This window comes from Gemmata sp. SH-PL17 (assembly GCF_001610855.1).
Classification (GTDB): domain Bacteria; phylum Planctomycetota; class Planctomycetia; order Gemmatales; family Gemmataceae; genus Gemmata; species Gemmata massiliana.
The window spans coordinates 1,373,511-1,400,032 of sequence record NZ_CP011271.1 but is presented as its reverse complement, the minus strand read 5'-3'; the positions used below and the strand labels follow the sequence as shown (position 1 = coordinate 1,400,032).

At 63.1% G+C, this 26,522-nt stretch carries 20 protein-coding genes and 16 tRNA genes; 12 read left to right on the top strand and 24 right to left on the bottom strand.

Going from position 1 to position 26,522, the window contains the following annotated elements:
* Positions 1 to 17 precede the first annotated feature (17 nt).
* Together VT84_RS05730 and VT84_RS05725 are read right to left on the bottom strand one after the other, a co-directional pair.
* On the bottom strand, positions 18 to 443 hold the full coding sequence (locus tag VT84_RS05730; RefSeq protein WP_082838814.1) for a RidA family protein: 426 nt from the start codon (positions 441 to 443) through the stop codon (positions 18 to 20).
* 424 nt (positions 444 to 867) lie between these two features.
* Positions 868 to 2,295, bottom strand: coding sequence for a Gfo/Idh/MocA family protein (locus VT84_RS05725; RefSeq protein WP_239465701.1), 1,428 nt, complete (start codon positions 2,293 to 2,295; stop codon positions 868 to 870).
* A 145-nt stretch (positions 2,296 to 2,440) separates the two neighbouring features.
* Between VT84_RS05725 and VT84_RS05720 the strand changes: the two genes are divergently transcribed.
* The 5 genes from VT84_RS05720 (at position 2,441) to VT84_RS05700 (ending at position 11,278) form a co-directional block, all read left to right on the top strand.
* Positions 2,441 to 3,364, top strand: a complete 924-nt coding sequence (locus VT84_RS05720; protein WP_162271603.1) for a DUF4261 domain-containing protein — start codon at positions 2,441 to 2,443, stop codon at positions 3,362 to 3,364.
* A 305-nt stretch (positions 3,365 to 3,669) separates the two neighbouring features.
* The gene (locus tag VT84_RS05715) at positions 3,670 to 5,613 is read left to right on the top strand and encodes an alpha/beta hydrolase family protein (protein ID WP_082838811.1); all 1,944 of its coding nucleotides are present in this window, start codon (positions 3,670 to 3,672) and stop codon (positions 5,611 to 5,613) included.
* 410 nt (positions 5,614 to 6,023) lie between these two features.
* A complete protein-coding gene (locus VT84_RS05710) occupies positions 6,024 to 6,905 on the top strand; it encodes an ABC transporter permease (protein WP_082838810.1) in 882 nt (293 codons plus the stop codon).
* A gap of 445 nt (positions 6,906 to 7,350) precedes the next feature.
* Positions 7,351 to 9,720, top strand: a complete 2,370-nt coding sequence (locus VT84_RS40535; RefSeq protein ID WP_082838809.1) for a PSD1 and planctomycete cytochrome C domain-containing protein — start codon at positions 7,351 to 7,353, stop codon at positions 9,718 to 9,720.
* A 115-nt stretch (positions 9,721 to 9,835) separates the two neighbouring features.
* Positions 9,836 to 11,278: a DUF1501 domain-containing protein gene (locus VT84_RS05700; RefSeq protein WP_082838808.1), complete on the top strand. Its 1,443-nt coding sequence runs from the start codon at positions 9,836 to 9,838 to the stop codon at positions 11,276 to 11,278.
* Between the two features lie 22 nt (positions 11,279 to 11,300).
* Here the strand turns inward: VT84_RS05700 and VT84_RS05695 are convergent, their stop codons facing one another.
* Positions 11,301 to 11,714, bottom strand: coding sequence for a hypothetical protein (locus VT84_RS05695; protein WP_052560688.1), 414 nt, complete (start codon positions 11,712 to 11,714; stop codon positions 11,301 to 11,303).
* A 950-nt stretch (positions 11,715 to 12,664) separates the two neighbouring features.
* On the bottom strand, positions 12,665 to 13,273 hold the full coding sequence (locus VT84_RS05690) for a hypothetical protein (protein ID WP_082838807.1): 609 nt from the start codon (positions 13,271 to 13,273) through the stop codon (positions 12,665 to 12,667).
* A gap of 267 nt (positions 13,274 to 13,540) precedes the next feature.
* On the opposite strand from VT84_RS05690, the gene VT84_RS05685 reads away from it, so the two are divergent.
* Positions 13,541 to 14,563, top strand: coding sequence for a WD40/YVTN/BNR-like repeat-containing protein (locus tag VT84_RS05685; protein WP_082838806.1), 1,023 nt, complete (start codon positions 13,541 to 13,543; stop codon positions 14,561 to 14,563).
* A gap of 137 nt (positions 14,564 to 14,700) precedes the next feature.
* Here the strand turns inward: VT84_RS05685 and VT84_RS05680 are convergent, their stop codons facing one another.
* The 20 genes from VT84_RS05680 to VT84_RS38115 form a co-directional block, all read right to left on the bottom strand.
* The gene (locus VT84_RS05680) at positions 14,701 to 15,213 is read right to left on the bottom strand and encodes a hypothetical protein (protein WP_204249716.1); all 513 of its coding nucleotides are present in this window, start codon (positions 15,211 to 15,213) and stop codon (positions 14,701 to 14,703) included.
* A gap of 90 nt (positions 15,214 to 15,303) precedes the next feature.
* The gene (locus tag VT84_RS05675) at positions 15,304 to 16,728 is read right to left on the bottom strand and encodes an MATE family efflux transporter (RefSeq protein WP_052560684.1); all 1,425 of its coding nucleotides are present in this window, start codon (positions 16,726 to 16,728) and stop codon (positions 15,304 to 15,306) included.
* Positions 16,729 to 16,791: 63 nt separating this feature from the next.
* A complete protein-coding gene (locus VT84_RS39445; RefSeq protein WP_052560683.1) occupies positions 16,792 to 17,166 on the bottom strand; it encodes an ArsR/SmtB family transcription factor in 375 nt (124 codons plus the stop codon).
* A gap of 183 nt (positions 17,167 to 17,349) precedes the next feature.
* Positions 17,350 to 17,423: transfer RNA gene (locus tag VT84_RS05665), tRNA-Thr, on the bottom strand.
* Positions 17,424 to 17,530: 107 nt separating this feature from the next.
* Positions 17,531 to 17,605, bottom strand: a tRNA-His gene (locus VT84_RS05660).
* Positions 17,606 to 17,651: 46 nt separating this feature from the next.
* Positions 17,652 to 17,725, bottom strand: a tRNA-Val gene (locus VT84_RS05655).
* Between the two features lie 97 nt (positions 17,726 to 17,822).
* A tRNA-Arg gene (locus VT84_RS05650) sits at positions 17,823 to 17,894 on the bottom strand.
* 9 nt (positions 17,895 to 17,903) lie between these two features.
* Positions 17,904 to 17,989 (bottom strand) — tRNA-Ser (locus tag VT84_RS38135).
* Between the two features lie 187 nt (positions 17,990 to 18,176).
* Positions 18,177 to 18,258, bottom strand: a tRNA-Leu gene (locus VT84_RS38130).
* Between the two features lie 12 nt (positions 18,259 to 18,270).
* Positions 18,271 to 18,353: transfer RNA gene (locus VT84_RS05645), tRNA-Leu, on the bottom strand.
* A 208-nt stretch (positions 18,354 to 18,561) separates the two neighbouring features.
* Positions 18,562 to 18,636, bottom strand: a tRNA-Leu gene (locus VT84_RS05640).
* A gap of 69 nt (positions 18,637 to 18,705) precedes the next feature.
* Positions 18,706 to 18,778 (bottom strand) — tRNA-Glu (locus tag VT84_RS05635).
* 122 nt (positions 18,779 to 18,900) lie between these two features.
* A tRNA-Tyr gene (locus VT84_RS38125) sits at positions 18,901 to 18,986 on the bottom strand.
* Positions 18,987 to 19,005: 19 nt separating this feature from the next.
* Positions 19,006 to 19,079, bottom strand: a tRNA-Leu gene (locus VT84_RS05630).
* Between the two features lie 109 nt (positions 19,080 to 19,188).
* Positions 19,189 to 19,259 (bottom strand) — tRNA-Thr (locus VT84_RS05625).
* Between the two features lie 26 nt (positions 19,260 to 19,285).
* Positions 19,286 to 19,356, bottom strand: a tRNA-Gly gene (locus VT84_RS05620).
* A gap of 21 nt (positions 19,357 to 19,377) precedes the next feature.
* Positions 19,378 to 19,451, bottom strand: a tRNA-Lys gene (locus tag VT84_RS05615).
* 146 nt (positions 19,452 to 19,597) lie between these two features.
* Positions 19,598 to 19,670: transfer RNA gene (locus VT84_RS05610), tRNA-Asp, on the bottom strand.
* Between the two features lie 102 nt (positions 19,671 to 19,772).
* Positions 19,773 to 19,845 (bottom strand) — tRNA-Glu (locus VT84_RS38120).
* 95 nt (positions 19,846 to 19,940) lie between these two features.
* Entirely contained in the window at positions 19,941 to 20,117 is a 177-nt protein-coding gene (locus tag VT84_RS38115; protein ID WP_157469209.1) for a hypothetical protein, read from the bottom strand.
* A gap of 170 nt (positions 20,118 to 20,287) precedes the next feature.
* Between VT84_RS38115 and ribD the strand changes: the two genes are divergently transcribed.
* The 6 genes from ribD to VT84_RS05585 all read left to right on the top strand — a co-directional run bounded on the left by ribD (position 20,288) and on the right by VT84_RS05585 (position 26,517).
* The gene (gene ribD / locus VT84_RS05605) at positions 20,288 to 21,358 is read left to right on the top strand and encodes a bifunctional diaminohydroxyphosphoribosylaminopyrimidine deaminase/5-amino-6-(5-phosphoribosylamino)uracil reductase RibD (protein ID WP_082838804.1); all 1,071 of its coding nucleotides are present in this window, start codon (positions 20,288 to 20,290) and stop codon (positions 21,356 to 21,358) included.
* 132 nt (positions 21,359 to 21,490) lie between these two features.
* Positions 21,491 to 22,909, top strand: a complete 1,419-nt coding sequence (gene tssK / locus VT84_RS05600) for a type VI secretion system baseplate subunit TssK (protein WP_082838803.1) — start codon at positions 21,491 to 21,493, stop codon at positions 22,907 to 22,909.
* Between the two features lie 18 nt (positions 22,910 to 22,927).
* Positions 22,928 to 23,497 carry a hypothetical protein gene (locus VT84_RS05595; RefSeq protein ID WP_082838802.1) on the top strand — a complete coding sequence of 190 codons (570 nt, stop codon included), beginning with the start codon at positions 22,928 to 22,930 and terminating at the stop codon, positions 23,495 to 23,497.
* A 39-nt stretch (positions 23,498 to 23,536) separates the two neighbouring features.
* Positions 23,537 to 24,220 carry a DotU family type IV/VI secretion system protein gene (locus tag VT84_RS05590; RefSeq protein ID WP_052560679.1) on the top strand — a complete coding sequence of 228 codons (684 nt, stop codon included), beginning with the start codon at positions 23,537 to 23,539 and terminating at the stop codon, positions 24,218 to 24,220.
* Between the two features lie 212 nt (positions 24,221 to 24,432).
* Positions 24,433 to 24,756, top strand: coding sequence for a hypothetical protein (locus tag VT84_RS38110; RefSeq protein WP_157469207.1), 324 nt, complete (start codon positions 24,433 to 24,435; stop codon positions 24,754 to 24,756).
* Between the two features lie 255 nt (positions 24,757 to 25,011).
* Positions 25,012 to 26,517 (top strand): type VI secretion protein IcmF/TssM N-terminal domain-containing protein, encoded by a 1,506-nt coding sequence (locus VT84_RS05585; protein ID WP_082838801.1) that lies wholly within the window; start codon positions 25,012 to 25,014, stop codon positions 26,515 to 26,517.
* Positions 26,518 to 26,522 lie beyond the last annotated feature (5 nt).

The window sequence follows — 26,522 nt, the reverse complement described above, 5'->3', positions numbered from 1 at the left end:
TCACACTCTCCCGCGAATTAGCCGATGGTGGCGATGACCTTGAGTTCGACGTGAATGGGCGTCGGTAACCGGTTGACCTCGACCGTCGTGCGGCACGGCTCGATGCTGCCGAAGTGCTCACGATAGATTTCGTTGAATCGCTTGAAGTCGCGTTCAATCGATGTGAGGAACACCGTCACGTCGACGATGTTCTCCCACGCACTCCCGGCGTCTTCGAGGATGAACCGGATGTTGCGGAACACCGACTGCGCTTCCTCGACGATGTCGTAGTCGAGTACGGCGCCCGCTTCGTCCATCTTAACACCGGGAATCGCCGTGCTCCCGCGCTTCCGCGGCCCGATCCCGGACAGGAACAGCAGGTTGCCGACTTGCCGCGCGTGCGGGTACGCGCCGACCGGCTCCGCCGCGCGCTCCGAAACGATCTTGCGCTGAGTGGGGTTCATGATTGGGTGACACCGGATCGTGTGAAGCGTCTGTTTTCTGTGGCTACGCTCGGGTTATGCTCCCCACAACGGCACTGTGTTGATCGCATTTTCTGTTCGTGGTACAGGCCTCTGGCCTGTATGGGTGATTCCACAGGCCAGAGGCCTGTACCACCAAACCAAAAAACAAATCCGTCCCCGATCAGTCGCAAGGGAAGGCGGAAATGAACCGACCCGGCACCTCGCATGTTGCACGTTTGCAATCTGCTGCGTGGAGCCGGGTACGGTATGAGGGGTGCTTGCTGTGTTGGAAGCTTGCTTTATTGTTTGTGGCACAGGCCTCTGGCCTGTGTGAGCGATTCCACAGGCCAGAGGCCTGTGCCACAAACAATAAGCAACGCATTGATTCAACACAGCAATCGGTTCGTCTGACCGCGCCCCGGGGTTAGCTGATCTTCCACCCGCCGCGGCGCTCGCGTGCGATCATCTTGTTGGCGTCTTCGTCGCCGAAGGTGTTCGTCTTCGGGTTCCACGTCAGCGGCTTGCTCTTGCCCAGCCGCAGCGCGATTGTCCCGAGGTGGCAGACGATCACCGAGCCGGCGCCGACTTCCACGCCGCAAATCGGGGTTTCCCGCGAGCGCACGCAGTCGAGGAAGTTGCCCATGTGGTTCGTCGGGGTCGAGCTGTAGAGCTTCGGCTTCTCGGAGTCTTTGAGCGGCGCGAAGACGTCCTTGTCGCTCGCGAGCAGGTGCTCGCGGCTGACGAACAGCGTCCCTTTGTCGCCCTTGACCAACAGCCCGTTTTGGCCGCCGTTCACCCCGTCCTGTTCCTTGCCGGCTCGGTCCTTCCACTTCGCGCCCTTGGCGTCCACGAGCCCCTTGGCGACCGACCCGGCGCCGTGGCTCACTTCTACTGTTGCGCCGTTCGTGTAGGTGTGCGTCACCTTGAACGTTTCGTGGCAGTTGTACCCGTCGCCCTTCGAGTACGACTTGGCGCACTCGTTCATTTGCACCGAGGCCGGCCCGCTGCCGTCCATGTCGAGCATCCACTGGGCGATGTCGATGTGGTGCGCGCCCCAGTCGGTCATCTTCCCGCCGCTGTACTCGTACCACCAGCGGAACTGGTAGTGGCAGTTGGTGAAGTCCTCGCCGCGCTTCTCGGTGTTCTCGGCCCACCGGTACGGCACCTTCGGCGCCGGCCCGAGCCACATGTCCCAGTCCAGTTCCTTCGGCGCCTCGACTTCTTTGATCGCCCCGCTCCGCGGGTTACTCCCGACCCGGCACTCGATGCCCTCGACCTTCCCGATGCGCCCGGCGCGGACCAGTTCGGTCGCGAGGCGGAACCGGCCCTGCATCTCGCACCGCTGCTGGCTCCCGGTCTGGAGCACGCGCTTCGTTTCGGCCGTCGCCTTCTTCATCGCGAGGGCTTCTTCGATCGTGAGCGTGAGCGGCTTCTCGCAGTACACGTCCTTGCCGGCCTTCATCGCGGCGATGGCGATGATCGCGTGCCAGTGGTCCGGCGTGGCGACGATGACCGCGTCCACGTTCTTGTTGTTTATGAGGTCGCGGAAGTCGGTGAACCCGTGGACGTCGAACCCGTCGCGCTTGTACTGCGTGACCGCGTGCCCGACGTGGCGCCCATCGACGTCGCACACGGCGGTGAAGTTCACCCGGTCCCTGAACTTCTTGGCTTCGCTGTACAGGCCGTTGGACCGGCGCGGGTTCGGGCCGACCCCGATGACGCCGATGTTCAGTTTGCCGTTGGCGCCGGTCGGCTTGACGTCCTCGGCGGCTCGGGCGGCAGCCCCGAACCGGTCGCGGGCGTACCACTCGGGCAGCCCGGCGAGCATCAGGGCCGCGACCGAGCGGTTCATGAACCCCCGGCGGGAGAGATTTCCGCGGTCCAACATGACCGTTCCTTTCACGAAACGAGCGAGTGCGTGGGTGGGGAGCGGGAGACGTGTATGATACTACGGCGGGGCCGCGGCCACGCAATCAGAAACCGGAGTGATGTGCGCGATGGCTGACGATTTGTTGGACCGGTTCTTCGGAAAAGGGGTACCGCGGATCGGCGGACCGGCGGTCGCGAACCCGCGTTTGACCGATCCCGTCGGGTTGCAGTGCCTCTTCGATATCCCGCTCGATCTGCCCGCGGACAAACTGGCGGTCACCGTGCGCGAGTACCACCCGGACCTCGCGGACGCCACGGTCGAGATCTACCAGGTTCCACCGGCCGCGAAACCGACCCCGCTCGAACCGGTACTCATGGGGCTGGTCGCGTGGGGGGCACACGTGATTAAGTTGGTCGGGTTCGCGAACCCGATGCCCGAGGATATCGTGAGGGGGTGCGTGCAACCCGCCCACTTCGACCCGCAGTACAAGGAGATCGCGTACCGCAACCAAGCGCACGTGATGCTGTACTACAACGGGTACGATCAGAACCCGCTCGAACAGTACGTCGCGCTGGCCGCCGTTGCGGGCTCGCTCACGATGCACGGCGCGGTGTTCACGTTGAACGAAACCGCCCGGACCGCGATCCCCGCACCCGTGCTGACCCCGCACGAAGAGGACGGCGGGAACATGCTCGCGGCCCTGCGCGGGCTGCCGCTACTGCTCATTTATTGCGGGTTCGTGAAGCTCGAAGTGGACGGGCAACCGGGGGTCTGGATGCGCACCTACGGGTGCCACCGGTTCGGGCTGCCGGACCTCGCGCTGCGCGCGGACAACCACGAGATGGCGCGCTTCATATTCGACCTGTTCAACAACGCGCTCGCGTACCTGCGCTCGTCCGGTAAGTCGTTCGCGCCGGGTCACTCGATGCAAGTGGGTGACGACATGTTCCTGCGTCTCCGCGCGCGGGCCACGGAGGAGTGGTACCTGGACAGCGAGGGCGAGATGCTCGTCGCCGACCGCGTCGCGGGGAGCGAACTGTCGGTTTTGTAGGGCGCGGAACTGGCGGTCCGATGATTTGTGGTTTGGTGGCACAGGCCTCCGGCCTGTGGAGGCGCTCGCACAGGCCAGAGGCCTGTGCCACGAGCAAAACGCCGACTCCTTAACAACACAAATCGTTACGAGAATTGCTCCCATAGTTCTGCAAAGAAAAAACGGCCGCAATATGCGGGCCGGTTCGCCGAATAGCACCTCACTCGACTCCCGTCTGCGGCCCCACTCGAGTTACGGGCCGGAGGCGGGAGACCGGCTTTTGTCTACAATCGCCCCGTCGTCGTTCCTCAACTCTGGAGAAACGCATGTTCCGCTTCGCATTCTTTGCGGGAGTGTTCGCCATGACGCCCCTAGTCGCCTCGGCCGAGGCGCCGCCGCTCATCCCGCGCGACGTGTTGTTCGGCAACCCGGACAAGGCCGGTCCGCAAATCTCCCCGGACGGGAAGCACATCGCGTACCTCGCCCCGGACGAGAAGAACGTGCTCCAGGTGTGGGTGCGCACCACTGCACTGCCGGCCGGCAAAGCGAACGACAAGAAGGTGACCAGCGACGAGAAGCGCGGCATCCGCCAGTACTTCTGGGCGCACGACGGCAAACACCTGCTGTACCTCCAGGACGCGGGCGGGGACGAGAACTTCCACCTGTTCGCGGCGGAATTCGACACCGGGAAGACGCGCGACCTCACGCCGTTTACGGGCGTCCGCGTGCAGGGCGTCGAACTCGACGAGAAGCACCCGGACACGCTCCTCGTGGGCATGAACAAGCGGAACAAGGCCGCGTTCGACATGCACCGCGTCACCATTTCGACCGGCGAAGAGAAGATCGACACCGAGAACCCCGGCCTCGTGGTGGGCTGGACCACGGACAAGGACTTCGTCATTCGTGCCGCGACTGCCGTCAACTCGGAGACCGGTGGCTACGACCTGATGGTGCGCGAGAAGCCCGGCGCGGAGTGGAAGACGATCAAGAAGTGGACGAACGAGGAGCAGGGGCAGGCGGCCGGGTTCGGCGCGGACGCGAACACGCTCTACGTCATCGGTAACGACAGCACGGACACGCTCCGGCTCACCAAGTTCGACCTCGCAACCAGCAAGGAAGAGGTGATCGCGGAAGACAAAGAGTACGACATCGGCGGCGCGATGATTGACGACAAGAAGCGCATCCCGCTCGCGGTGTCGTTCGCGAAGGCTCGGACCGAGTGGAAGGTGCTCGACGACAGCGTGAAGGACGATTTCGCCGCGCTCGCGAAGGTCCGGCGCGGCGACTTCAGCGTGACGAGTAAGACCACGGACGACACGCTGTGGGTCGTCGCCTACGTCACCGACGACGGCCCGGTGTCGTACTACCTCTACCACCGCGACACGAAGAAGGCCGACTTCCTGTTCTTCAACAACTCGAAACTGGAGAACACGAAACTCGCGCAGATGGAGCCGATCCAGTACAAGGCGAAGGACGGGCTGGTCGTTCACGGCTACCTGACGAAGCCGCTCGGCGTCGAAGCGAAGGATCTGCCGACGGTGCTCCTCGTTCACGGCGGCCCGTGGGCACGCGACTCGTGGGGCTTCAGCCCGCTGACGCAGTTCCTCGCGAACCGCGGCTACGCGGTCCTTCAGGTGAACTTCCGCGGGAGCACCGGCTACGGTAAGAAGTTCCTGAACGCCGGCAACCGGGAATGGGCCGGGAAGATGCACCAGGACTTGATCGACGCGAAGGAGTGGATCGTCAAGCAGGGCGTCGCGGACCCGAAGAAGGTCGCGATCATGGGCGGCAGCTACGGCGGCTACGCGACGCTCGTCGGCCTCACGTTCACGCCCGACGAGTTCGCGTGCGGGGTGGACATCGTCGGCCCCAGCAACATCGTCACGCTGCTGAAGACGGTCCCACCGTACTGGGCACCGGCGAAGGCTCTGTTCGCCAAGCGCGTCGGTGACTTGGAGAAGGAAGAAGCGTTCCTGAAGGAGCGCTCGCCGCTCGCGAAGGTGAACTACATCACCAAACCGCTTCTGATCGGCCAGGGGAAGAACGACCCGCGTGTGAAGGTGGCCGAGAGCGATCAGATCGTCGACGCGATGCGGAAGAACGGTAAGCCGGTGGAATACGTGTTGTACCCGGACGAGGGCCACGGGTTCCAGCGCCCGGAGAACCGGCTGCACTTCTTCGCAATCACGGAGCAGTTCCTCGCCAAACACCTCGGCGGCCGTGCCGAAGCTGTCGGCGAGATCAAGGGGCACTCCGGCGAGATCAAGTAGGAGCGTGATGTAAAAGAGCCGCGGATCACGCAGATAATGCGGATCAGACAGAAGGCAGATGCGTTTCAGCCCCGTGAGGGGCGAAGGCGTGTAGCCAGGGGTGGAGCGCGGCGCAACCCCTGGCGAACTTGCCGTGCCAAAAGGCAAACTCACCGGGATTGGACGGAGCCTGCCAGGGGTTGCACTCCGCTCCACCCCTGGCTACGCGCCTTCACCGGGATTGGAGGGAGTCCGCCAGGGGTTGCACTCCGCTCCACCCCTGGCTACACGCCCACGCCCCTCACGGGGCTATAAACCTCTCGCGCGTTTTTGTCTTCTGTCCTCTATCCTCTGATCCGTGTTTTCTGTGTTCATCCGTGGCTTGGCTTGAGGTCTTCTTTTTGCGCCCTTCGCGCCCGTATCATGCCTCTATGCTCGCACACCTCCGCACACTTCGGCTCTCCGCGTGGCTCGGCTGGCAGCTCGAAACGAACTGGACCAGCCCGCTGCTGTTCGCGGTCTACATGTTCGTGAAGCCCGTGTGCGGGTCGCTCATGCTCGTGGGCATGTTCTTCGCCGCGGACCAAGCCGCCGTCGGCATCGGGCGTGCCCGCATTTCGCCGCAGTTCTTGCCGTACATGTACGTTTCCAATGCGTGTTACGGCTTGGTCGGTACGGTGATGTTCGGACTGAGTTACGCCGTGGTGCGCGACCGTGAACACTACCGCATGCTGAAGTACGTCTACATCAGCCCGGCGCAGTTCCAGACGTACTTCCTCGGGCGCGGGGCGTCGCGTGCGCTGGAAGGCATCGTGGGCGGTATGCTGAGCCTCACCACGGGGCTGATCCTGTTCGCGCAGGTGCGAGATTCGGTCACCGTCGACGTGCCGTGGTTGCTCGTGTACCTGGTCATCGGTGCGATGATGCTCTGGGCGTGCGGGATGCTGCTCGCCGCAGCGTGTCTGAATATGTCGCGGAACGGAATGTTCCTGAGCGAAGGGATCGCGGGGCTGGTGTACCTGCTGAGCGGCGTGGTGTTCCCGCTCTCGGTGTTCCAGGGAAGTATGGCGTGGGTCCAGTGGGTGAGCCTGAGCTTACCGACGACGTACTGGCTCGAAGGGATGCGCCGTGCCCTGATGGGCGAAGTGCCCGAGAAGCTCCGCGGGCCGCTCTCAAATTGGTCGAATGCGGAACTCGCGCTCACACTCCTCGCGACGACGGTCGCTCTGATGGTCGCGGCTCAACTCTTCTGGCGCTGGAGCGAGCGCCGCGCCTGGCGCTTGGGTAAGCTCGAAGAAAACGCGGGCGTGTGACGGGTGGCTCTTATAGACTCGTGCGAGTGTGCTCCCACGGTTCGCTGCGAATTCGTCCGCTCGGGAGGGGTTCCTGCGCGAGGCCCGGGCTGCCGCGCAGGTCAATCACGACAATGTGGTTACTGTGTACGAGGCGAACGAGCGCGAGAGTGTGCCACGCATTGCCGTGCAACTCTTTCAGGGGTAGCCGTTCGATAAGTACCTCGCGCGAAGGGGTTACCGGGTACCTCACACGTCATCCGAATCGCCCGAGAAACGGCAGCAGCACTGGGCCACTCTAGCAGAGTTTCGAGTTTCTAAAATTGATTTACTAAAAATACTTTACAAAAGTCGGCGCACCATTTAGTCTGTTGGCTCACGCCACCCACGATGGGATGCTTGATCGCCGGTCGGGAAACCGAACCGGGGTATCACGAGCGTCCGTCACTCTCCCGGTGCCGACCTCATGCGGCTGCTCGCCATTATCTCGTCTGCCCTCCTCGTTCCCGCCACGAGTTCTGCCGCCGCGCCCGACTTCGATAAAGATGTGGTCGCGGTTCTGGGCGCGCGGTGCCTCGATTGCCACTCCGGTGCTGATCCGAAGGGCGGCTTGGACCTCACTCGTAAAGACGCAGTGCTCGGTAAGAGCGGGTCCATCACCCCGGGCAAGCCGGACGAGAGCGAGTTGTGGAAGCGGGTCGCGTCCGACGAGATGCCGCCCAAGAAACCACTCTCCGCGCGCGAAAAAGCCGTGCTGAAGGAGTGGATCGCGAGCGGCGCGAAGTGGGGGACGGACCCCATCGACCCGTTCGCCGCGACCACAGCAACTCGCGCCGGACGCGACTGGTGGAGCCTTCAACCCGTCACGCGCCCGAAGGTTCCCGATGTCGCGGACGCCCCCAACCCCATCGACCGCTTCGTCCGCACGAAACTCCGTGACAACGGGATGTCACTTGCCCCGCCCGCGGATCGGCGCGCGCTCGTGCGCCGCGTGTATTTCGACCTGCTCGGACTTCCGCCGACTTACGAAGAGGTCGAGGCGTTCGCCAACGACAAATCGCCGAACGCATACGAGAAACTGATCGACAAGTTGCTCGCGAGCGAACACTACGGCGAGCGCTGGGGCCGGTACTGGCTCGACGTCGCGCGCTTTGCGGAGACCTGTGGGTATGAACGCGACCAGGTGAAGCCGGACGTGTGGAAGTACCGCGACTGGGTTATCAAGGCGTTCAATTCCGACGTGCCTTACGACCGTTTCGTACTGGAACAACTCGCGGGGGACGAGTTGCCGGGCGCGAACGCGAGCACCACTGTCGCGACCGGCTTCATCCGGCTCGGCACGTGGAACGACGAGCCGAACGACCCGAACGAGTACAAGTACGACCGGCTCGAGGACATGGTGGGCGCGACAAGCACCGCGTTCCTCGGGATGACGGTGAAATGTGCCCGGTGCCACGACCACAAGTTCGATGCGATCCGCCAGACCGACTATTACCGCATGGCGGGTGCATTTTGGGCGGGGTTCATTGAGCCGGGACCGCGCGAGCACCTCGGCGGACCGGACGCCAAAGCCCTCGGGCACGCCGGCGTGTTCGGCTGGACCGACCGCGGTAAAGAGGTTCCGCCGATCAAGCTCCTGAAGAAGGGCGACCCGAACCGCCCCGGCGCGGTTGTCGAACCGGGACACCTGTCGATGATTTCTGCACTCGACAAGCCGTTTGCCACTCCCCCCGCAAGCGCGAAGACAACAACCCGTCGGCTCCAACTCGCACAGTGGATCACCGACCCCCAAAACCCGCTCACCGCGCGCGTCTGGGTGAACCGCGTGTGGCAGTACCACTTCGGGCAGGGGCTGGTGCGCACGCCGGACAACTTCGGCTTCACCGGTGACAAGCCGACGCACCCCGAACTGCTCGATTGGCTCGCGAGCGAACTGGTGAACCCATCAGTTCTTCCTTCGGGGGAACGGTTAAATTCGGCTAGTGGTCCGGTCTTGACCCCCTCCCCAACCCCTCCCCTAAACGGAGAGGGGCTTAAAACCAGTGATGGTTCTGCCCCCCCTTCCTTCGGCGCCGGTCCGCGAGAAGCTCCGCTGACAGGACCGGCGAGCACGGCGACGAAGGGGGACGGGGGGTTAGGTTCTTGGTCCCTCAAGCGCCTCCACCGGCTCATTCTGCTCTCGGAAACTTACCGCCAGTCCTCGGTTCACCCGAAGCAGGACGAGTACGCGCGCCGCGACGCGGGTAACAAATTCTGGTGGCACGCGGAGCGCCGACGGCTCGATGCGGAAGCTCTCCGCGACACGCTGCTCTGCGCGGGCGGCAACCTGAAGTTGGACAAGATCGGCGGGCCGAGCTTCGCGCCCGAAATTCCTCCGGACGCGCTCGAAGGGCTATCCATGAAAGACAACGCATGGAAGGCTTCGCCCGCGGTGGAACAAGGACGGCGCAGCGTGTACATCTTCGCCAAGCGCGGATTGCTCCCACCACTCCTCACCACGTTCGACCTCCCGGACACCACGCTCCCGAGCTGTCAGCGCGACGTGACGACCGTGCCCACGCAGTCGCTCGCGCTGCTCAACAACCCGTTCGTTCACGAACAAAGTGTCGCGCTCGCGAAACGGATCGGCACCAAGAAGGAGCGCAAGGAGCAGGTCGTTCACGCCTGGCGCAGCGCCCTCGGGCGCGATCCACGTGACGCGGAGGTCGCCGCCGCGCTCGCGCACTTAGAGAAGCAGACGAAGACGTTCGCGAACCGTCCAACGCCGGATCTCGACGCGCTCGCCTCACTGTGCCACGTGTTGCTGAATACCAACGAGTTTATGTACGTTGATTGATTCGCGCTGCGAAGCTCGGGCGCCCACCGGCAGCCCGCGTTGAAGCGTAACGAAATATCTTGCGACACACACGAATGAGCTTGTGCGGGTGTCTCACTCGCCCCTGGAGACAGATATGTCCAACCTCTTCCCCTGTGGTCTGACCCGGCGCGAACTCATTTGGGAAATGGGCGGCGGGTTCGCCGGAGTCGCGCTCGCGGGGATGCTCGCGTCCGAGTCGCGTGCGTCGGATGCGCCGGCCAGCGCCGGTTCGCCCCTCGCGCCAAAGAAGCCGCACTTCCCCACGAAGGTGAAGAGCTGCATCTTCCTCATGATGAATGGCGGACCGTCGCAGGTCGATACCTTCGACCCGAAGCCGGAACTGGAGAAGTACGCGGGCAAGGAGATCCCGAAGGACAAGAAATTCATCAACTCCGGCGGGCGGAAGATCGGGTACCTGACGCCCGCGTTCCGCAAGTTCCGGCCGGGCGGCAAGAGCGGGCTGCCCGTCTCGGATTACTTCCCCAAAGTGCGCGAGCACGCGGACAAGCTCGCGGTGATCCGGTCGTGCCACACGGACAGCCACGCGCACGGCTCGGCGCTGGTGATGATGAACACGGGTAAGACGTTCATCGGTCGCCCATCGCTCGGGAGCTGGGCGGTGTACGGGCTCGGCACCGCGAACCAGGACTTACCCGGCTACGTGGTGCTGATGGACAAGCGCGGCGGGCCGATTAGCGGCCAGCCGAACTGGTCGAGCGGGTTCATTTCGGCCGCGTACTCGGGCACGCTGTTCCGGCCCTCGGGTGATCCCATTCTCGACCTGCGCGGCCCCGCCCATCTCACGAAGGACGTGCAGAAAGAGCAACTCGACCTGCTCGCACAACTGAACCAGCAGCACATGGACGCGCGCCCGGGCGGGCGCGAACTGGCCGCCCGCGCCGCGAGCTACGAGTTGGCCTTCCGGATGCAGTCCGCGGCCCCGGACGCGGTCGATCTCACGAAGGAATCGGCGAAAACGCTGGAGATGTACGGTGTGGGTCAGAAGCCCACCGACGAGTTCGGGCGGAACTGCCTCATTGCGCGGCGCTTGGTGGAGCGCGGCGTCCGGTTCGTGCAACTCTACAGCGGCGGCGGGCACCTCGAAGACACCTGGGACGCGCACGCGGGCATCGAGTCGAACCACGGCAAGCACGCGGCCGAGGTCGACCAACCGATCGCGGCGCTACTGGCGGACCTCCAGGCGCGCGGCATGCTCGATCAAACGCTGATCGTGTGGGGCGGCGAATTCGGGCGGATGCCGTTCAGCGAGGGGAAGAACGAGCCGGGGCGCAACCACAACCCCTACGGGTTCTCGATGTGGCTCGCGGGCGGTGGCGTGAAAGGCGGCACGGCTTACGGCGCGACCGATGATCTCGGCTTCGAGGCGGTCGAGAAGAAGGTCCACATCCACGACCTGCACGCGACCATCTTGCACCTGATGGGCCTCGACCACGAGCAACTGACCTACTTCCACCAGGGCCGCCACGAGCGCCTGACGGACGTGTACGGCAACGTGGTGAAGGACATCATTGCGTAGGTTCTGCGAGCGCGGGTACGGATTATTCCTCTTCGAGAAAATTACGGACAATGTAAGCGAGGTAGGCAACAAGAGATGAATCCGGATCTGACGCTAATTTCCGGAAATAACTGGACAGTTCCTCTGAAGACTTGATGTGCTGCTCCGCCGTCTGCTCAGGACTAGCATGTCGGGCGATCGGATAGCCGGCTCCAGTTACCGTGAAGCTCGTCAGTTTTCGGAATTGCTGCCCCACTGTAACAACACAGAGGTCGTACCCTGTCGCGGTGTCATCTTTCGCAATTGGAAACAGCCGCAAAGTCGCCTTTCCTCCTGTCACCGCTTCGACCGCCTTAGCTGCTTCGACTACGGTGGCATGCAAATCGCTGTTGGCCTGATCGAACTTTACATTCGCGCCTTTCAAGGAAGCGCGCAGGAGTTCTTCAAGCGTCGGCATAATTCAGCCACTTGGTTGTATGCGTGCCGGGTGCGATCATTACCGCAACTGAGGCATTAGTCGGCGCGAGGTTAGTCAAGGCCCACAACCTTATCCAACCCGAGCGCAGCTACTAACTCTCCTGACAGCGGGACCATTTGCCCTGCGGTGAGATCAAAGGAGGCGCGCCCACCTCCGAGCCACCACCTACCCTTGAGCGGAACGGCGTCGGCCTCAAACCAATGTACCCACCATGTCCCGTCCGTTTTCCGCGTTACAATCCCGTACCGCGTGCCCGGTTGCCAGCGGACATACGCATCCCAGTTTACATTCGGATTATTGGGCCGTTGGTAACTCCAGGTACACGTCGCGGGGTGCATTGTGAAGGGGATCGAGAGTTCGTTGGCCGGTGACCAGTCCATATTGAGGACGGCCCCACCAGATTCCGCAGCCACGCTGAGGAACGCGGTGCCGGGGGGGATATGAGTCACGTCCACTTGCACACGCCAAGGCGGTGAGAAAAAGTGGCAGACCCCGATCGCAGCACCAGCAACGACTGTGAGCAGAAGTGCCCATAGGACCGCCCGCTTGCGGGGAAAGCGGGTCGGGCCGTGCAGATTCGCTAGCATGATTTTTTGCTAATGATAATGCTAGTTAGTTAGTAAGGAGTTGTCGGTGGTACGGCGCAGGATGCAATTGCATTCATTGCGCTTCCCGCAGACGATTCGTAATCGGGGAACAACCGACATCACCAGCGCGGCTCGTGTCGAAGTGCGCGAAGTTATGCACGTTCCACCACACGAATCGAACCGAGGGCAGAACGGCAGACGACATGGGCACCGACTGAGCCGAGTAATGAGCGCAACGCGAATGAAGATACCACATCAAAATTGGAATACCAGTCGCTAAACTGCGTAAAAACAACTGGGCGTCAGTCGCGTTGCGCTCGCTATCCATCGTGCTTTCGCCACTCACGCGGGCGCTTGAAGCGCCGCGATGACCGCACCGAGTCCCCCGGTGCCCGTGAGTTCGAGGACGGGTAGCATTCCGAGGTACTGCTTGCGCGCCTCGTTCACGACCTCCAGCTCGTTCGCCGCGCGCCCGGTGAGCCGCGCGAGCGCGTGGGCCATGACCGCGGACCGCAGCGTGTTGGCCTGAACGCGCATCGTGTGCCGCGCCCACCGGCCGGGGTGCAGGTGCAAATAGCGCCCGTCGGCCGGGCCGAGTCGGATCGTCCACGTCGAGCGGTCGGGGAGTTCGGTGAGCGCGTAAGCTCCCTGTTCCGCCAGCCACTTCGCGAGCGGATCGAACTCGAACAAGCCGCGCGCATTCAGGTCGGTGATAACGGCTTCGGCAATCGTCGCCGGTTTCAGCATTCCGACGTACAGGTCCATGAGGCGCGAACCGACCACCGCCATCTCCGCGGGCAGCGCCGCAACTCCTGCACTCCCGCTCCGCACCGCGGCGGCGATCCGCTCGCGAATCCAACCCGCGTGGTGCTTCCAGGTGTTCAACAACACCGGATGGGGAACGTCTTGTTCGGTTTGTAAGTTGGCAGGGTCCGGCGGCGCAACGGGCATGGTAACGCACCTCGAAGGTACAGTGAGAGAAACGAGCCTCGGGGCGAACGAAGAATCGGGTGCTGTGATTTACTTCGTTGCCCGCGTCGGCAAATTGGGTTGCCCCCCAGAGATGAGACACAGACCGGAGAAAAGTTCGCGCCGATACCCGCGGCGCCTCGCCTGAAACGGGCGCACGTCCGAGTACAAGGTGTGCGAAATCCGCAACCACGTCACGAGATGCGGACTAAACCTAACGTCGTCTCGCGAACTTGAACCGGAGCACTTATGAAGGCGTTTCTCATTGCCGTGCTACTCTGCGTGTTCGACAACGCGCTCGCATCGGGTCAGTGGCAACAACAGGTCATCAAATCGGACGCGGACTTCCGGGGGCTGTACGCGGTCGATTCAAAAGTGGCGTGGGTCAGTGGCACGAAGGGAACGTTCGGTCGCACGACCGACGGCGGTAAGACGTGGACCGCCGGCTCGGTGCCCGATGCGGACAAACTCGACTTCCGCGACGTCGAGGCGTTCGGGGAAGACACGGCGTATTTGCTGAGTGCCGGCCCCGGTGAAGCGTCCCGGATTTACAAGACGACGGACGGCGGTAAGACCTGGGCGCTCCAGTTCAAAAGCGCCGAACCCAAGGCGTTCTTCGACGCGATCGCCTTCTGGAACGAGAAGCACGGGATCGCGTTCGGCGACCCGGTGGACGGTCGGTTCCATCTGCTCGTTACCGACGACGGCGGCGCGAAGTGGACTCTGTTACCAGAGAAGAGCCGACCTGCGGCCCTGCCGAAGGAAGGCGCGTTCGCGGCCAGCGGCACCTGTCTCGTCACCCGCGGTGAGAACGACGTCTGGTTTTGCACCGGTGGGGCTAAGGTCGCGCGAGTGCTTCATTCGAGCGATCGAGGGAAAACCTGGAGCGCCAGCGAAACGCCACTCCTGGCCGGGATCGAATCGGCCGGGGTGTTCTCGATCGCGTTTCGGGACCGCGACCACGGTGTGATCGTCGGGGGCGATTACCGCAAACCGGACGGCACGGAAGCAACGGGAGCGGTTACCGCCGACGGCGGAAAAACGTGGAAGCCCGTTGAGAAACCGCTGCCGTTCCGGTCCGGCGTCGCCTGGGCGAAGGACCGGTGGGTGACCGTCGGCACATCGGGCTCCGACGCTTCGGCAGACGACGGTGCGACCTGGAAGTCGCTAGACCGGGAGAAGTACAACAGCGTCGCTTTTACCGCGTCGGGCGACGGCTGGGCCGCCGGTCCCAAGGGCCGGATCGCGAAGTACGTGAAAGCAGACAAGTAGTCGGCGCGGCCGGCCGTGTCCCCCCGGCGCGGTGAACTCATTCGCACGGGGCGGGTGCTTGCTTCTTCGCTGGTTCACGCGACTCGATCGGAATAACGTGAACTCGCGTTCGTCGAAATGGCTTGTCACCGGCAAAATCATTCGATTGCAGTTGTTCCGCCTGTGACTACGATAGTTGCACCTCTCGAACGCCACACCTGCATTAGCACCACCAGTCCACCGACCAGCCCGGATACGTAGCTGGCCACGTGCGCCCAAAGAACCGCGAGGAACGGCACGTGTCGATCAGCGGGTAGCTCGTCGGCAATGGGGCCGATGAGAAACACGACCCCGGATCGGGCCAACAGCCACCCCGTAGTTCCGGCGACCGTCGCGCACAGTGCCATCACGGTAAGGAGCCGCGCGATTGGTCGCACCAGCGATGCGGCCGACCGTTTGGGGCGCGACCCGGCGCGAGCGCCCACCGCCAATGGGACACCGAGAAGCAAGCCGACCCACCACGTAGCGATGATGCCCCACCCGATGCCGAGTAGCGTCGGGTCGTCGGTTCCGAACACCGGCGGGTGGCCGATCGTGAAATACTCGACGCAGATGCGAGCCGTCACCTGATCGTGGGCGACACCGTAGAGCACGGCCGCGGCTACAGACATCAGTATGATTCTTAACAACTGCACGCGGTCGTGCCCTCGTTCTGTTACCAGTGTAGGTCGGTGATTTCACTCCCCCGCCGCTCACAACGTTTACACTTCCACTTTCTTCCACTTCCCGCTGGCGAACCGGATCGCGAAGAACGTTCCGCGCGCCCACAAGTCGGAGCACATCGCGACCCAGGCCCCTAACAGCCCGAGGTCGTACCCGGGGATCGTCCCGAGGGAACCCAAGTTAACTTGCGGGGCGGTGAGGAGATGTGCGAGGGGAATCCGCACGCACAGGAACCCGAACCAACTGAACAGCACCGGAACTCGCGAATCACCAGCTCCACGCAGAGCCGCCGTGAAGATGATCTGCGACGCCAGTGCCGGCATCGCGCACGCGATCAATCGCAGTGCTGGTACGCCCGCATCAACAATAGGCTGCAAACTCGGGTCGGGGCAGAATAGGCGAAACATGTGTTCCGCGAGCAGCACGAACAGCAGGCCCATAAAAGACATCACACCGCCGCCGAGGGCGTAGGCGGTCCACCCGCTCCGGGCGGCGCGGTCCGGGGTTCGCGCGCCGAGGTTCTGGCCCACGAGGGCCATCGCCGCGGTTCCGAATGCCGCCCCGGACAAAAAACCGAGCGCTTCCCATTTCAGTGCGATGCCGTGTGCGGACGCGGCCGTATCACCCAGGCTGTTTACCAGACTGAGGAACCACAACTGACAGAACGCGGCCGACAGGCTGTCGATCGCGGCCGGCACGCTCACGCGCAGTAACCGGCGGATCAGCCGGGGTGCTGGTAAGAGATTCGCAAGGCGCAGTTTCAGACCCGATTTCCCGCGCGAGAGGATCACGAGCAGCAGGACGCACCCGATGACGTGGCTGATCCCTGTACCGAGTGCGATCCCGACGAAGCCGATCCCCCGGATCGGACCGACACCGAAACACAGCCCCCACGCGAGCGGCACGTTGAGGACGGCGACCAGGCCGAGTACCTTGAGGCCGGTGCGCGTGTCCCCCGCTCCCGCCAAGCACGCGGCGCACGCCGATTCCGTGATCTGGAACGCGAGCAGCACCGCCAGCGGTGTGAGGAACTCGACGCACAGATGGGCCGCATCGCCGGTGAGTTTCAGCGCTTCGATGAGACTCGGTAGCCCCAGGAGCGCGGCCACGGTGCCGAGCAACCCGAACACGACCGCGAGCACCACCGACTGACCGGTCGCGTGCTGGGCCAGTGCCCAATCTTTGGCCCCGACGAACCGCGCAACGAGCGCGGTGCTCCCCACGCTCACTAGAACGGTGTAGCTCGATACGAACCAGTAGAGGTAGCCGGCGGTGTTCAGCGCGGAGAGGTAACCGATGCGCTGGTTCGGGTCGGGCAGCTCGAACCGCCCCGCGAGGAACTGGTCCGAGAGCTGGACCACGAGGTGGAGGTACTGCTGTGCGAGTGCGGGGAGAGCGAGTGCCAGTACCTGTCGCCAGAGCGGGCGCGACAGTGTGTCCGGGGGTGCTGTGGGACTGAGCATTCCCACATCATAGGGAGGCGGGCTTCGGGACGCCGTTGCGAGGACGGCGCTGGGGCGCGTTCATTATTTCTTCGCGGTCTTCCGGCGGGTCTTGGTGTTGATCGACACCGGCGGGGCTTCCGGCTTGGCCCGCATCACCACGCGGAAGCTCCCGAGCGTCAGGACGCCGAGCACGTCCGGGGTCGTGCCGGGGATGAACACGTCCGGGCGCAGCCGGTAGATCACCTGGCGCCCGTCCTTCTCGTCTTCCAGCACCCCGGCCTGGCGCATCACGCCGAGGTGGTGCGACATGTTCACCATCTTGATGTCGACGAGGTCCGCAAGTTTGCCCACGTGCTGGGGGCCTTTGGCCAACTGCCACAGGACGCGCAAGCGGGTCGGCTCGGCCACGGCCGCGAGCAACGCGGCCACTTTGCGAGCTTCTGCAAACTCGGTCATATTGGCACCAGGTAGACGCCGGCACTTGCGGCGAAAGAGGGCGGGCAATTTTCGGAGTTGAAATCCTACAGACCTAAACGCCGCCGTGCCACTGCGGGAACGGGAATGTAAACGAAACGATCCCGCGCGGAGGGCGCGTAACGCGCACCGCCGCAACGGGTTCGATAATCGACACGGATCGAGAGCCGGCGGCGGGATTCGCACCCGCATGAACCGAGGTACGAGCTCGGTGCCTTTCTGGGTCGCGCCACACCGGCAGAAGACTGGAAAAACAAGCACTTCAGCGCGTCAAACCCAAATTGTGAAGTGCCGCGAAATCGCGAATGATTCTGAACCTTGGACCCGTAACAGAAAGTTAACAGAGGGCGGCGCGGGGGGAGTCGAACCCCATCACCTCAGCCTTCACAGGGCCGCGTGCTACCGCTACACCACATGCCGCACGGAGCCGAGATGCGCATTATCGTCTGAAAAAACGCAACTCGGAGTGATCCTGGGTGGAATCGAACCACCGTTCTCCTCCGTGTCAGGGAGGCGCCTTGAACCGCTAGACCACAGGACCAGATGAATGTTCAGTAGCTTTTCCTTCAGCGCTCAGTTTTGGAAACATCCGCAGTGCGAACTGTGCAGTACACATCTGACGGAACGCTCTCATAAAGTACCCCGGCCAGGATTTGAACCCGGAACGCCGCGTTCGAAGCGCGGAATGATCTCCGTTTCACCACCAGGGTAAGTACCAGCGGAGGGGGTGGGATTTGAACCCACACGCCCGTGAGGGCGAACGCTTTAGCAAAGCGTCCCGGCCAACCGTATCCGGCTCCCGTCCGTAAGTGACCAGTTTGTGTTCAGCAACCGCGGGGCGCGGAACGAACCCCAGTCGGCCGGACGTTGATTAGTCCGCCCCACGCGGCTGTTGAACGCAAACCGATCGAGTGGAACCGCGGGGAGTCGAACCCCGTCGTCGTGCTTGCAAGGCACAACTCTCGCCCGCGAGCGATCCCGTCAACGCACAGTGACCCCGGTGGGGATCGAACCCACACGCCTTACGGCAGCCGGCTCTCAACCGACTCTGGCTCCCAATTACAGCACGAGGTCATTTTCCGTCAGTGGCCCAGGAGGGAGTTGAACCCTCACGCCCGTTACGGCACCGGCTTCTGAGACCGGCGTGGCTCCCGTTACACCACCGGGCCATGCGCGCCCCGCCGAGCGGAGCGCGAGTCGCGAAGCCTGGGACTCGAACCCAGCGGCCGGGCTTATGAGACCCAGCAGAGCACCTGCCCGCCCGCGATAGACTTCGGCGCCATAACGCGCCGAGGGAGTTGCGGACCTGGGAGTTGAACCCAGCATCCAGGCTTATGAGACCCGGTCGGGCGCCGGCCCGTCCGCAATGTTTGAGAGTGGTGACGGTGGGATTTGAACCCACACTGTCCACGTTCTGAGCGTGGCGACTCCTTCCAGTTGGTCTACATCACCGTTTGGGAACCGCTTGATATCAATAAATCGGTGAACTAACACCGTGCTTATTCTTCAAACCGTTCCGAGTGACCCGTGGGGGAATCGAACCCCCGTTATCAGGTTGAGAACCTGGCGTCCTAAACCGCTAGACGAACGGGCCGTATTTTGGGAGCGCGAAACTTGGAACGCGGAGTGCGGAACGAAAACCAAAACCAAAACCAAGCTCCGATTTTCCTCGTATTCGTTCCGCGTTCCACGCTCCGCATTCCGCACTTTTCCGAGTGCCCCGGGTGGGAATCGAACCCACATTGCCCACAAGGGGCGACTGCTTTACAGGCAGTCTGGCGGCCCACCGCGCGTCCGGAGGCGTAACCGACATCAATCGAGTAGCACGGGAGGGATTTGAACCCACACACACCAAGGTTTGAGCTTGGTCGCACTGCCAGTTGGCGTACCGTGCCGTCAATTAAGTTCCAAGTTCCAAGTTCCAAGTTCCAAGTTCCAAGTTGATAATTCGCAGTCATGTATTTGACTTGGAACTAAGAACTTGTGGAACTTGAAGCTCTATCAAGCCCCCGGCGGGAGTTGAACCCGCGCGTCCGCCATACCAAGACGGCAAGCTACCGTTACATCACAGGGGCGATCGGCCTCCGGTTCTACAATCAAGAGCGCCCAGTGGGAGTCGAACCCACACATCCGCCTTGGCAAAGCGATAGGCTACCGCTACATCATGGGCGCGGATCAAACCGTCACAAACAGTGGAAGCGGTGGGAATCGAACCCACGTAAACCTGCTTAAGAGGCAGGCCCCTAGCCAACGTCGGACACACTTCCGTTTACCCGGTACCGGGTAGCGATCAACTGCGTCGAATTGATGTTTGGGGTTCTTGGTTTGGTGGCACGGGCCTCTGGCCTGTGTGAGTGCCTCCACAGGCCAGAGGCCCGTGCCACGAGCAAAACACCAATTTTCAACACAGCAGCGATCCCGAGGGGACTCGAACCCCCGTTCTTCTCCGTGACAGGGAGACGGCCACTCCACTGGCCCGCGGGACCATTCACAATCAGCAGGTGGGGGAGGAATCGAACCCCGCAGGACAAGCCGTCGGTTTTGGAGACCGAGCGCGTTCCCAGACGCAATCCCCACCTGTGTTTCAGTACCCCGTGCGGGAGTCGAACCCGACCTAAGCGGCTTGAAAGGCCACCGACCTCACCGGAAGTCGAACGGGGCATTTATCCGTCACCCGGGCGCCTCAAAACGAGAACCGGCCGGGGGTCACTTGTACCCCCGGCCGGCGCGGTTGCCATAACATGGCTCGCCAGGGGTCACCCACTCGTATCGCTCGTACCGCTCATGCCGGCTTCAAGCTCGACGCGCGCCGCGGTATCAAGATCCAGACCTAACGCATAACCCGTTTCCAGGCCGGCGGCGGTATAGAGCGTCTTCGCGGCGACCGTTGCGGTCGTCAGGTGAAGCTCGTTACTCGTGTGCCAGCGTGTCATGGTTGTATCGCGTGTATGTTGACTGCCGTGTTGGTGATTCACCCGCGGTTGTTGATTCCAACTCGCGGTGTACGCTAGATAGACGCGGGACTCATCAAAGGGTTCGCACAGAATCGAATTTATTTTGCGCGGTTATTGAGAACTGAACCGTGAACGATCTAGAACCCTGGATGCGACATGCCCTTACGCTCGCGGCGCGGGGGCGCGGATTCGTCGAACCGAACCCGATGGTTGGGGCCGTGGTGCTCGACGCGAGCGGCCAAATGGTGGGCGAGGGCTGGCACCAGAAGTTCGGCGGCCCGCACGCGGAAGTATTCGCGCTGGCCGCGGCTGGGGATCGTGCGCACGGCGGAACGCTCGTGGTCACCCTCGAACCGTGCTGTCACCACGGAAAAACGCCCCCCTGTACGGACGCGGTCCTGAAGGCCGGCGTTGCCCGCGTAGTGGTAGCGATGGCCGATCCGTTCCCGAAAGTCGCCGGCGGCGGGCTTTCTATTTTGCGGAACGCGGGGAAAGAGATTCACGTCGGACTGCTCGAATCAGATGCGCTCGCCCTCAACGCCCCTTATTTGAAGTTGATCCGGACCGGGCGCCCGTGGGTCCACGCGAAGTGGGCCATGACACTCGATGGGAAAATCGCCACGCGGACGGGTGATTCCAAATGGATCAGCGGTGAGGAGTCGCGTCGCCGGGTTCACGAACTGCGCGGGAGGCTGGACGCGATCATCGTGGGGCGCGGAACTGTTGTTGCTGATGACCCGCTACTTACGGTTCGCCCACCGGGGCCACGAACACCTGCGCGGGTGGTGATCTCGGCATCAGGTGAATTGCCGGAACGCAGCCAGCTTCGGAGTACCGCGCGGGAAGTGCCGGTTGTGGTGTACACGACCAGCGCGAACGCCCGGAGGCTCGACGGCTGGGTGGCGGACGGTGTGGAAGTAGTCGCGCTTCGTGAAGAAACGGTGACGCTCGACGCGGTTCTCGCGGACCTCGGTCGTCGGCGCTTTACGAGCGTGTTGATCGAAGGTGGGGCGGGGATACTCGGTTCTGCGTTCGACGAACGTGTTGTGGATGAATTTCACGTCTTCATTGCGCCGAAGGTGATTGGGGGAACTGAAGCCGCACCCCCATTAGGTGGGACCGGCGTTGCGAAAATGGCCGAGGCGCTCGCGTTGCAGGGCGTCACGTTCGCGCAATCCGGTGCAGACGTTTACGTCCACGGGTTCGCGCGCGGCATGTAATCGGTACAAACCGCCCGGTACCGGCGCGCGGCACGAAAGAAGTACGCCCCGAGGAGCGTAAGACTTGCAGTCGGTTTTCGCACCCGCTTATACTGTCGCTACTCAAACACCCTCAACACATTAGGTCTCCGCATGACGGCCCGGGCGGTTCACTGGCACGAGGGGATGTTCCTCCAGCCGCACCAGTTCCAGGCCGAGCACCGGTATCTAACGGCCCGGGCGCATCGTGCCAATAGCTGGCCCACGCACCACGTTTGGGGGCTGCGTACCGTCGAAGTCGATCCGGACGCGCTCGCGAACAACCGCTTCGTTGTGCGGTCGCTGCGTGCGGTGTTCCGTGACGGCACCCCGATCGAAGTCCCCACCGACGGTTTACTCCCCACACTCGAACTCAAGGGGCTGTTCGAGCCGGGGCAACCGCTGATGGTGTATCTGGCGACCCCCGCCCTTAACCTCGGCAAAGCGAACATCTCGGAAGACGTGCCGGACCCGAACGCCCGCTACCGGCTCGATACGCAGGAACTCGAAGACGAGAACACGGGCGTGAACCCGCAACCGATTCGAGTGCGGTTGCACAACTTGCGACTCCTCGTCGGCGATCAGGACCAAACGGGGTTCGCGACGCTCCCGCTCGTGCGGCTCGTGAAGTCCGCACTTGCGAACGCGCCGCCCGAAATTGACGTGTCGTACATCCCGCCGGTGCTGGCGTGTGACACGTGGCCCGCGTTGCACGGCGACATCCTGCAAGGGCTCTTCGACCGCATCGGGCGGAAGCGCGAACGGCTCGCGAGCGCGCTGGCGGCTCGGGGCGGGGCGCTCGTAGGGACCGACCCGCAGGACGCGGTTTCGGCCGCGCACCTTCGCGAACTGAACGAGTCCTACGCGGTGCTGAGCGTGATCGCGTTCACGCCGGGAATCCCGCCGCTCATGGCTTACACCGAGTTGTGCCGGCTCGTCGGGCAGCTCGCGATCTTCGACCGCTCCGGGCGCTGGCCCGCGATCCCGCCTTACGATCACGACGACCTCGGCGGGTGCTTCTACCGCGTGAAGGTCTACCTCGACACGCTCCTCGACATCCTGCCGGAGCCGGAATACAAGGAGCGGCCGTTCATCGGGATGGGTTTGCGGATGCAGGCCGCGATCGAACCGACGTGGCTCGATCCGGCGTGGGAACTGTACCTCGGGGTACGCTCCGAGATGGACCCGGACGAGATGATGCGGTTGCTCACAGTACCGGGGCAACTCGACATGAAGATCGGGTCCGGCGACCGCGTGGACGCGATCTATCAACTCGGTCAGGCGGGGCTCCGGTTCGAGCCGTGCCCCCGACCGGGCTTGCTCCCGGACCTCGCGGGGCAGCGCTACTGCCGCTTGAGCCGGTTGCCGGAACGCGAGTGGGGCGCCGTCACGCGGTCGCTTACGGTCGCTGTGCGGTTCAATGAGACGCGCGTGGTGGGTGCGATCCAGGGGCAGCGCACGGTCACGGTTCGCGCGGGCGGCGGGCGCACGAACACGATGCAGTTCACGCTGTACGCGGTGCCCGCGGGGTAGGGGACGAGAGATTCTCAGATGCTCGAAGACTGGCAAAAGCGATTCCCGAATTGTGAGCCGGTTGGACACTGGTTACGTGTCGCGTTTCCTGATCGCTGGGTGCGGTTCCACAGTTTACCGGAGTCGAAACGCTATCCAGAAGACGAAAGCGAGTACGAAACGGTACTGGAACGCCACAATTGTATTCTCGGCGAACTGACTGGGACTGAGCGGAGAATCGTTCTCCTGACTGCTGGATACTCGGAAGATTTGGTGGCGGTGCGAGGCCCCCGATTCGACGCAGTCGATCCGAACGCGACACTGTGGCGAAGTGTCGTGACGCACGAATTCGACGGTGATTCGTCCCCGCCGGGTTACTGGCACGTGTTCGCGAGTGTATGGGATTGGCGACCGAAGACGTTTGACCCAATCGTCCGATCGGTTGCTGATTGCACGCTCGCAAACGTGATGATCGTGGCGCCGGACTGCCGATGGCTTCTGCACCCCTACGACGGCGGTATGGATGTCATCACAGAATCGCCGACTAGTCGGGACCGGCTCAAAGCCGCTCATAAGGAGTGGCTTTCGGTGTACGACAGTGGTTTGTGACTCGGCGGAACGCAAAAGCGGAGAGCGTAGAACAAGCGAATGCGCGACCAACTGCTATCCGTGGTGAACCCGATCGTGCGCACGGCGCTAAAGTTGCGCGACGACTGGGCGACCGGTTCGGGACCGCCGTTTGACGCGGGGCGCGAGTTGCTCATCGCGCGGTTCCGCGAACTGCTGCTGACGTTCGCCCCGCCCTCCGCGCGGCCGGGGGTATCGAGCTTCGAGATCGACCTGTCCGCCGCGAGTCTCAGTTCGCCGGAAGCCCGTTACCTCGGCATCGGGTACGCGCTCGCGAGCTGGATCGATGAACTGTTCACGCTCAATTCGCCGGTCGCGGGTCAGTGGAACGAGCGGAAGTTCGAGGTCGAGTTCTACGAAACGAACGACCGCGCGTGGCGCTTCTGGATCCAGGCTCGCATGGCCGCCGAACGCGCCACTGACGACGACCTGGAAGTGTTTTACTTGTGTGCGGTGCTCGGGTTCCGCGGTGAATGGGTCGAAGACCAAGCGCAATTGCGGGCGTGGCTCGGTTCCACGCGCGAGCGCCTGGTGAAAGCTCTTCGCACCGAGTGGGTCGGCCCGCAAGCGCTGGAGCCGCCCGCGAGCGTGCCACCCCGATACGGCAAAGCGCGACTGGCGCGGATGGCCGCGTTCGCAGGGCTGTCCGTATTGGTGTGCATTCCGTTCGGGGCGCTTTTAGTGGCTCGGCAACTGATGAAGTGATGCCGCGTTTCCTCGGTCGTGTGAACAGGCCAGCAGAAAGAGATAATTTTACTGAATTTTGGTATACTAGTGGCGTATAATGCCATGTGAGCCGGTAGTCGCCGTAAGTGTCCAAACTGGCGCATCAATTGGAAGATGTGCTCCAGAAGGGTGAGAGGTTAGCGAGTGTTAGTCGATAATCGCCAGATTTGACAACGCGAGGTACACAAAACGTGGAAGTGACCGAAGCCGTTTTGGAAGGTTGCCTCGGTCAAAAGGTAGGCGATGTGGTTCAGCGGCTCGGCCTCGCAGAATGTCGATGGGGTTGGGCGGATGAACCGCCGTGTGTCCTGCGCGGGGCTTTCTATCGTCCTGCTGACAGCGTGAGGGTGGCGCTTTACGTTGCTACAGACGAGACACTATTTCGCCAGTTCAATGTGCGCCGCGACTGGGATTACGACGCCTTTTTGAAGTGCCGGGTTGGTGGCATTCAATACCGCTCTGGGGTGGCTTGTTTCGATGTTGGATCGGCTATTCCGTGGCAGTGGCGGCCTTGAAAGACGTTCCCAAAACCGAGTGGATATTAATACCGCGGCACACCCCGTGAGCCAATTGCCTGGAAATCTTGGTGCTTTTGCTACGAACGGCCCGGTTCTGAACCCTTATCGGGCCAGAATGTTAGCAATTGTTAGCCGGCATCGGACGGTTTTTTGACCTAAAGGCTTCGCCGAACAGGGTTTTCGTGCGGACGTGCATGCGCTCGGTCGTTCAGTAACACGCTACGAAGACAAAGTCACGTAATCGGACGCGGCATGTTCACAGACTTCTTCACTTGGCTCACGTCGCGCAAGGTGTTGCGCGTCATTGTGTGGACGTTACACATTCTGATCGTGATCCTAGTTACGCTCGGACTGTACGCGATCAACCAGCGATACCACCTCGAAACCGAACTGCTCTCGCCGTTCCCCGGACTGTACGCCTACTGGCTGCCGCTGCTGTTCCTGTTGATGTACACCGGCGCGTGGTTCGGGTACTGGTTCTTCCGGCTACTCACCGATCCGCGTGACGGTTCGCACCCCGACATCGACGATGCGTGGGCTGGGGCGCTCAAGGCACTCGACGCGGCCGGGATCGACCCGACCGAAGTACCGCTGTTCGTTGTGATCGGTAAGCCGCGAACCGATCTCGCCGACTTCTTCGCCGCGACGAAGCTCCCGTTCGCCGTGCGCGCGGAACCGCGCACGGTCGGCGCGCCGGTGCAAGTGTACGCGACACGCGACGCGGTGTTCGTGGTGTGTCCCGGCGCGTCGGTTTTGTGCCGACTGGCCGACATCTTCGTGAGCGAAGCCCGCGCCGCTGCGCCCCCACCGCCACCGGCCGGGTTCGACCTGCTCGACAGTACGGAGCGCCCGCTCGAAGTGCTGCCCGGCTCGGCGCTTGTCGTCGTACCCGAAGCCGGGAGCGCATCGATGGATGTGCTGGACGAGTGGCTCCCGCGTCCGGGCGTTTCGGACGTGCCCGCCGTGCCCGCGGACGAGGCGGAACGGCTCGCGGGCCGTTTGAAATACCTGTGCCGGCTGATCGCCGAGCGCCGGCGCCCGTACTGCCCCGCGAACGGGATCATCTGGCTGATTCCGGTGGCCGGTACGTCGTCCGAAGCGGTCGCGGACCGCACCGCGTTGGCGTGCCGCGACGACCTGCTCGCGGCCGAAGCCGGGCTGCAAGTTCACTGCCCGGCTGCCGCGGTGGTCTGTGACGCGCAAGACCTTCCCGGGTTCCGCGACCTGCTCCGCGGTTTGCCGGAACCGCTCGCTCGGGAACGGCTGCTCGGGCGGTCGTTCCCCCTCGTACCCGCGGTGCCGGCCGAAAAGCGCCCCGACGTGCTGTTCAACGGCATGGACTGGGTGGCGCGGAGCCTGCTGCCGGGCGTCGCGTACCAGCGGTTCGGCAGCGAAGCAGAGGGGAACGGCGAGCGCTGGTCGGGCGCGAACGCCCGGCTGTGGGCGCTTTTGTGCGAATTGCACTCCCGCCGAGCGGCTCTCGTGCGCTTGCTGGGACGCGGGATCACCGACGGCGCGGATCGGCTCCCCATGTTGGCGGGAGCGTACCTCGGGGGCACCGGTCCCGCGGAACAGGATCAAGCGTTTGTCGCGGGCGTGGTGCAGCAACTCATCGGCTTACAAAACAACGTCGGCTGGACCGCGACCGCGGTCGCCGAGGAACGCGACTACCGCCGCATGACCGCCATCGGGTACGCCGCGTCGCTCGCGCTCGTGATCGCCGTTGGGGTGTTTGCGTACCAGTCGTGGCTGAGGTGAACTCG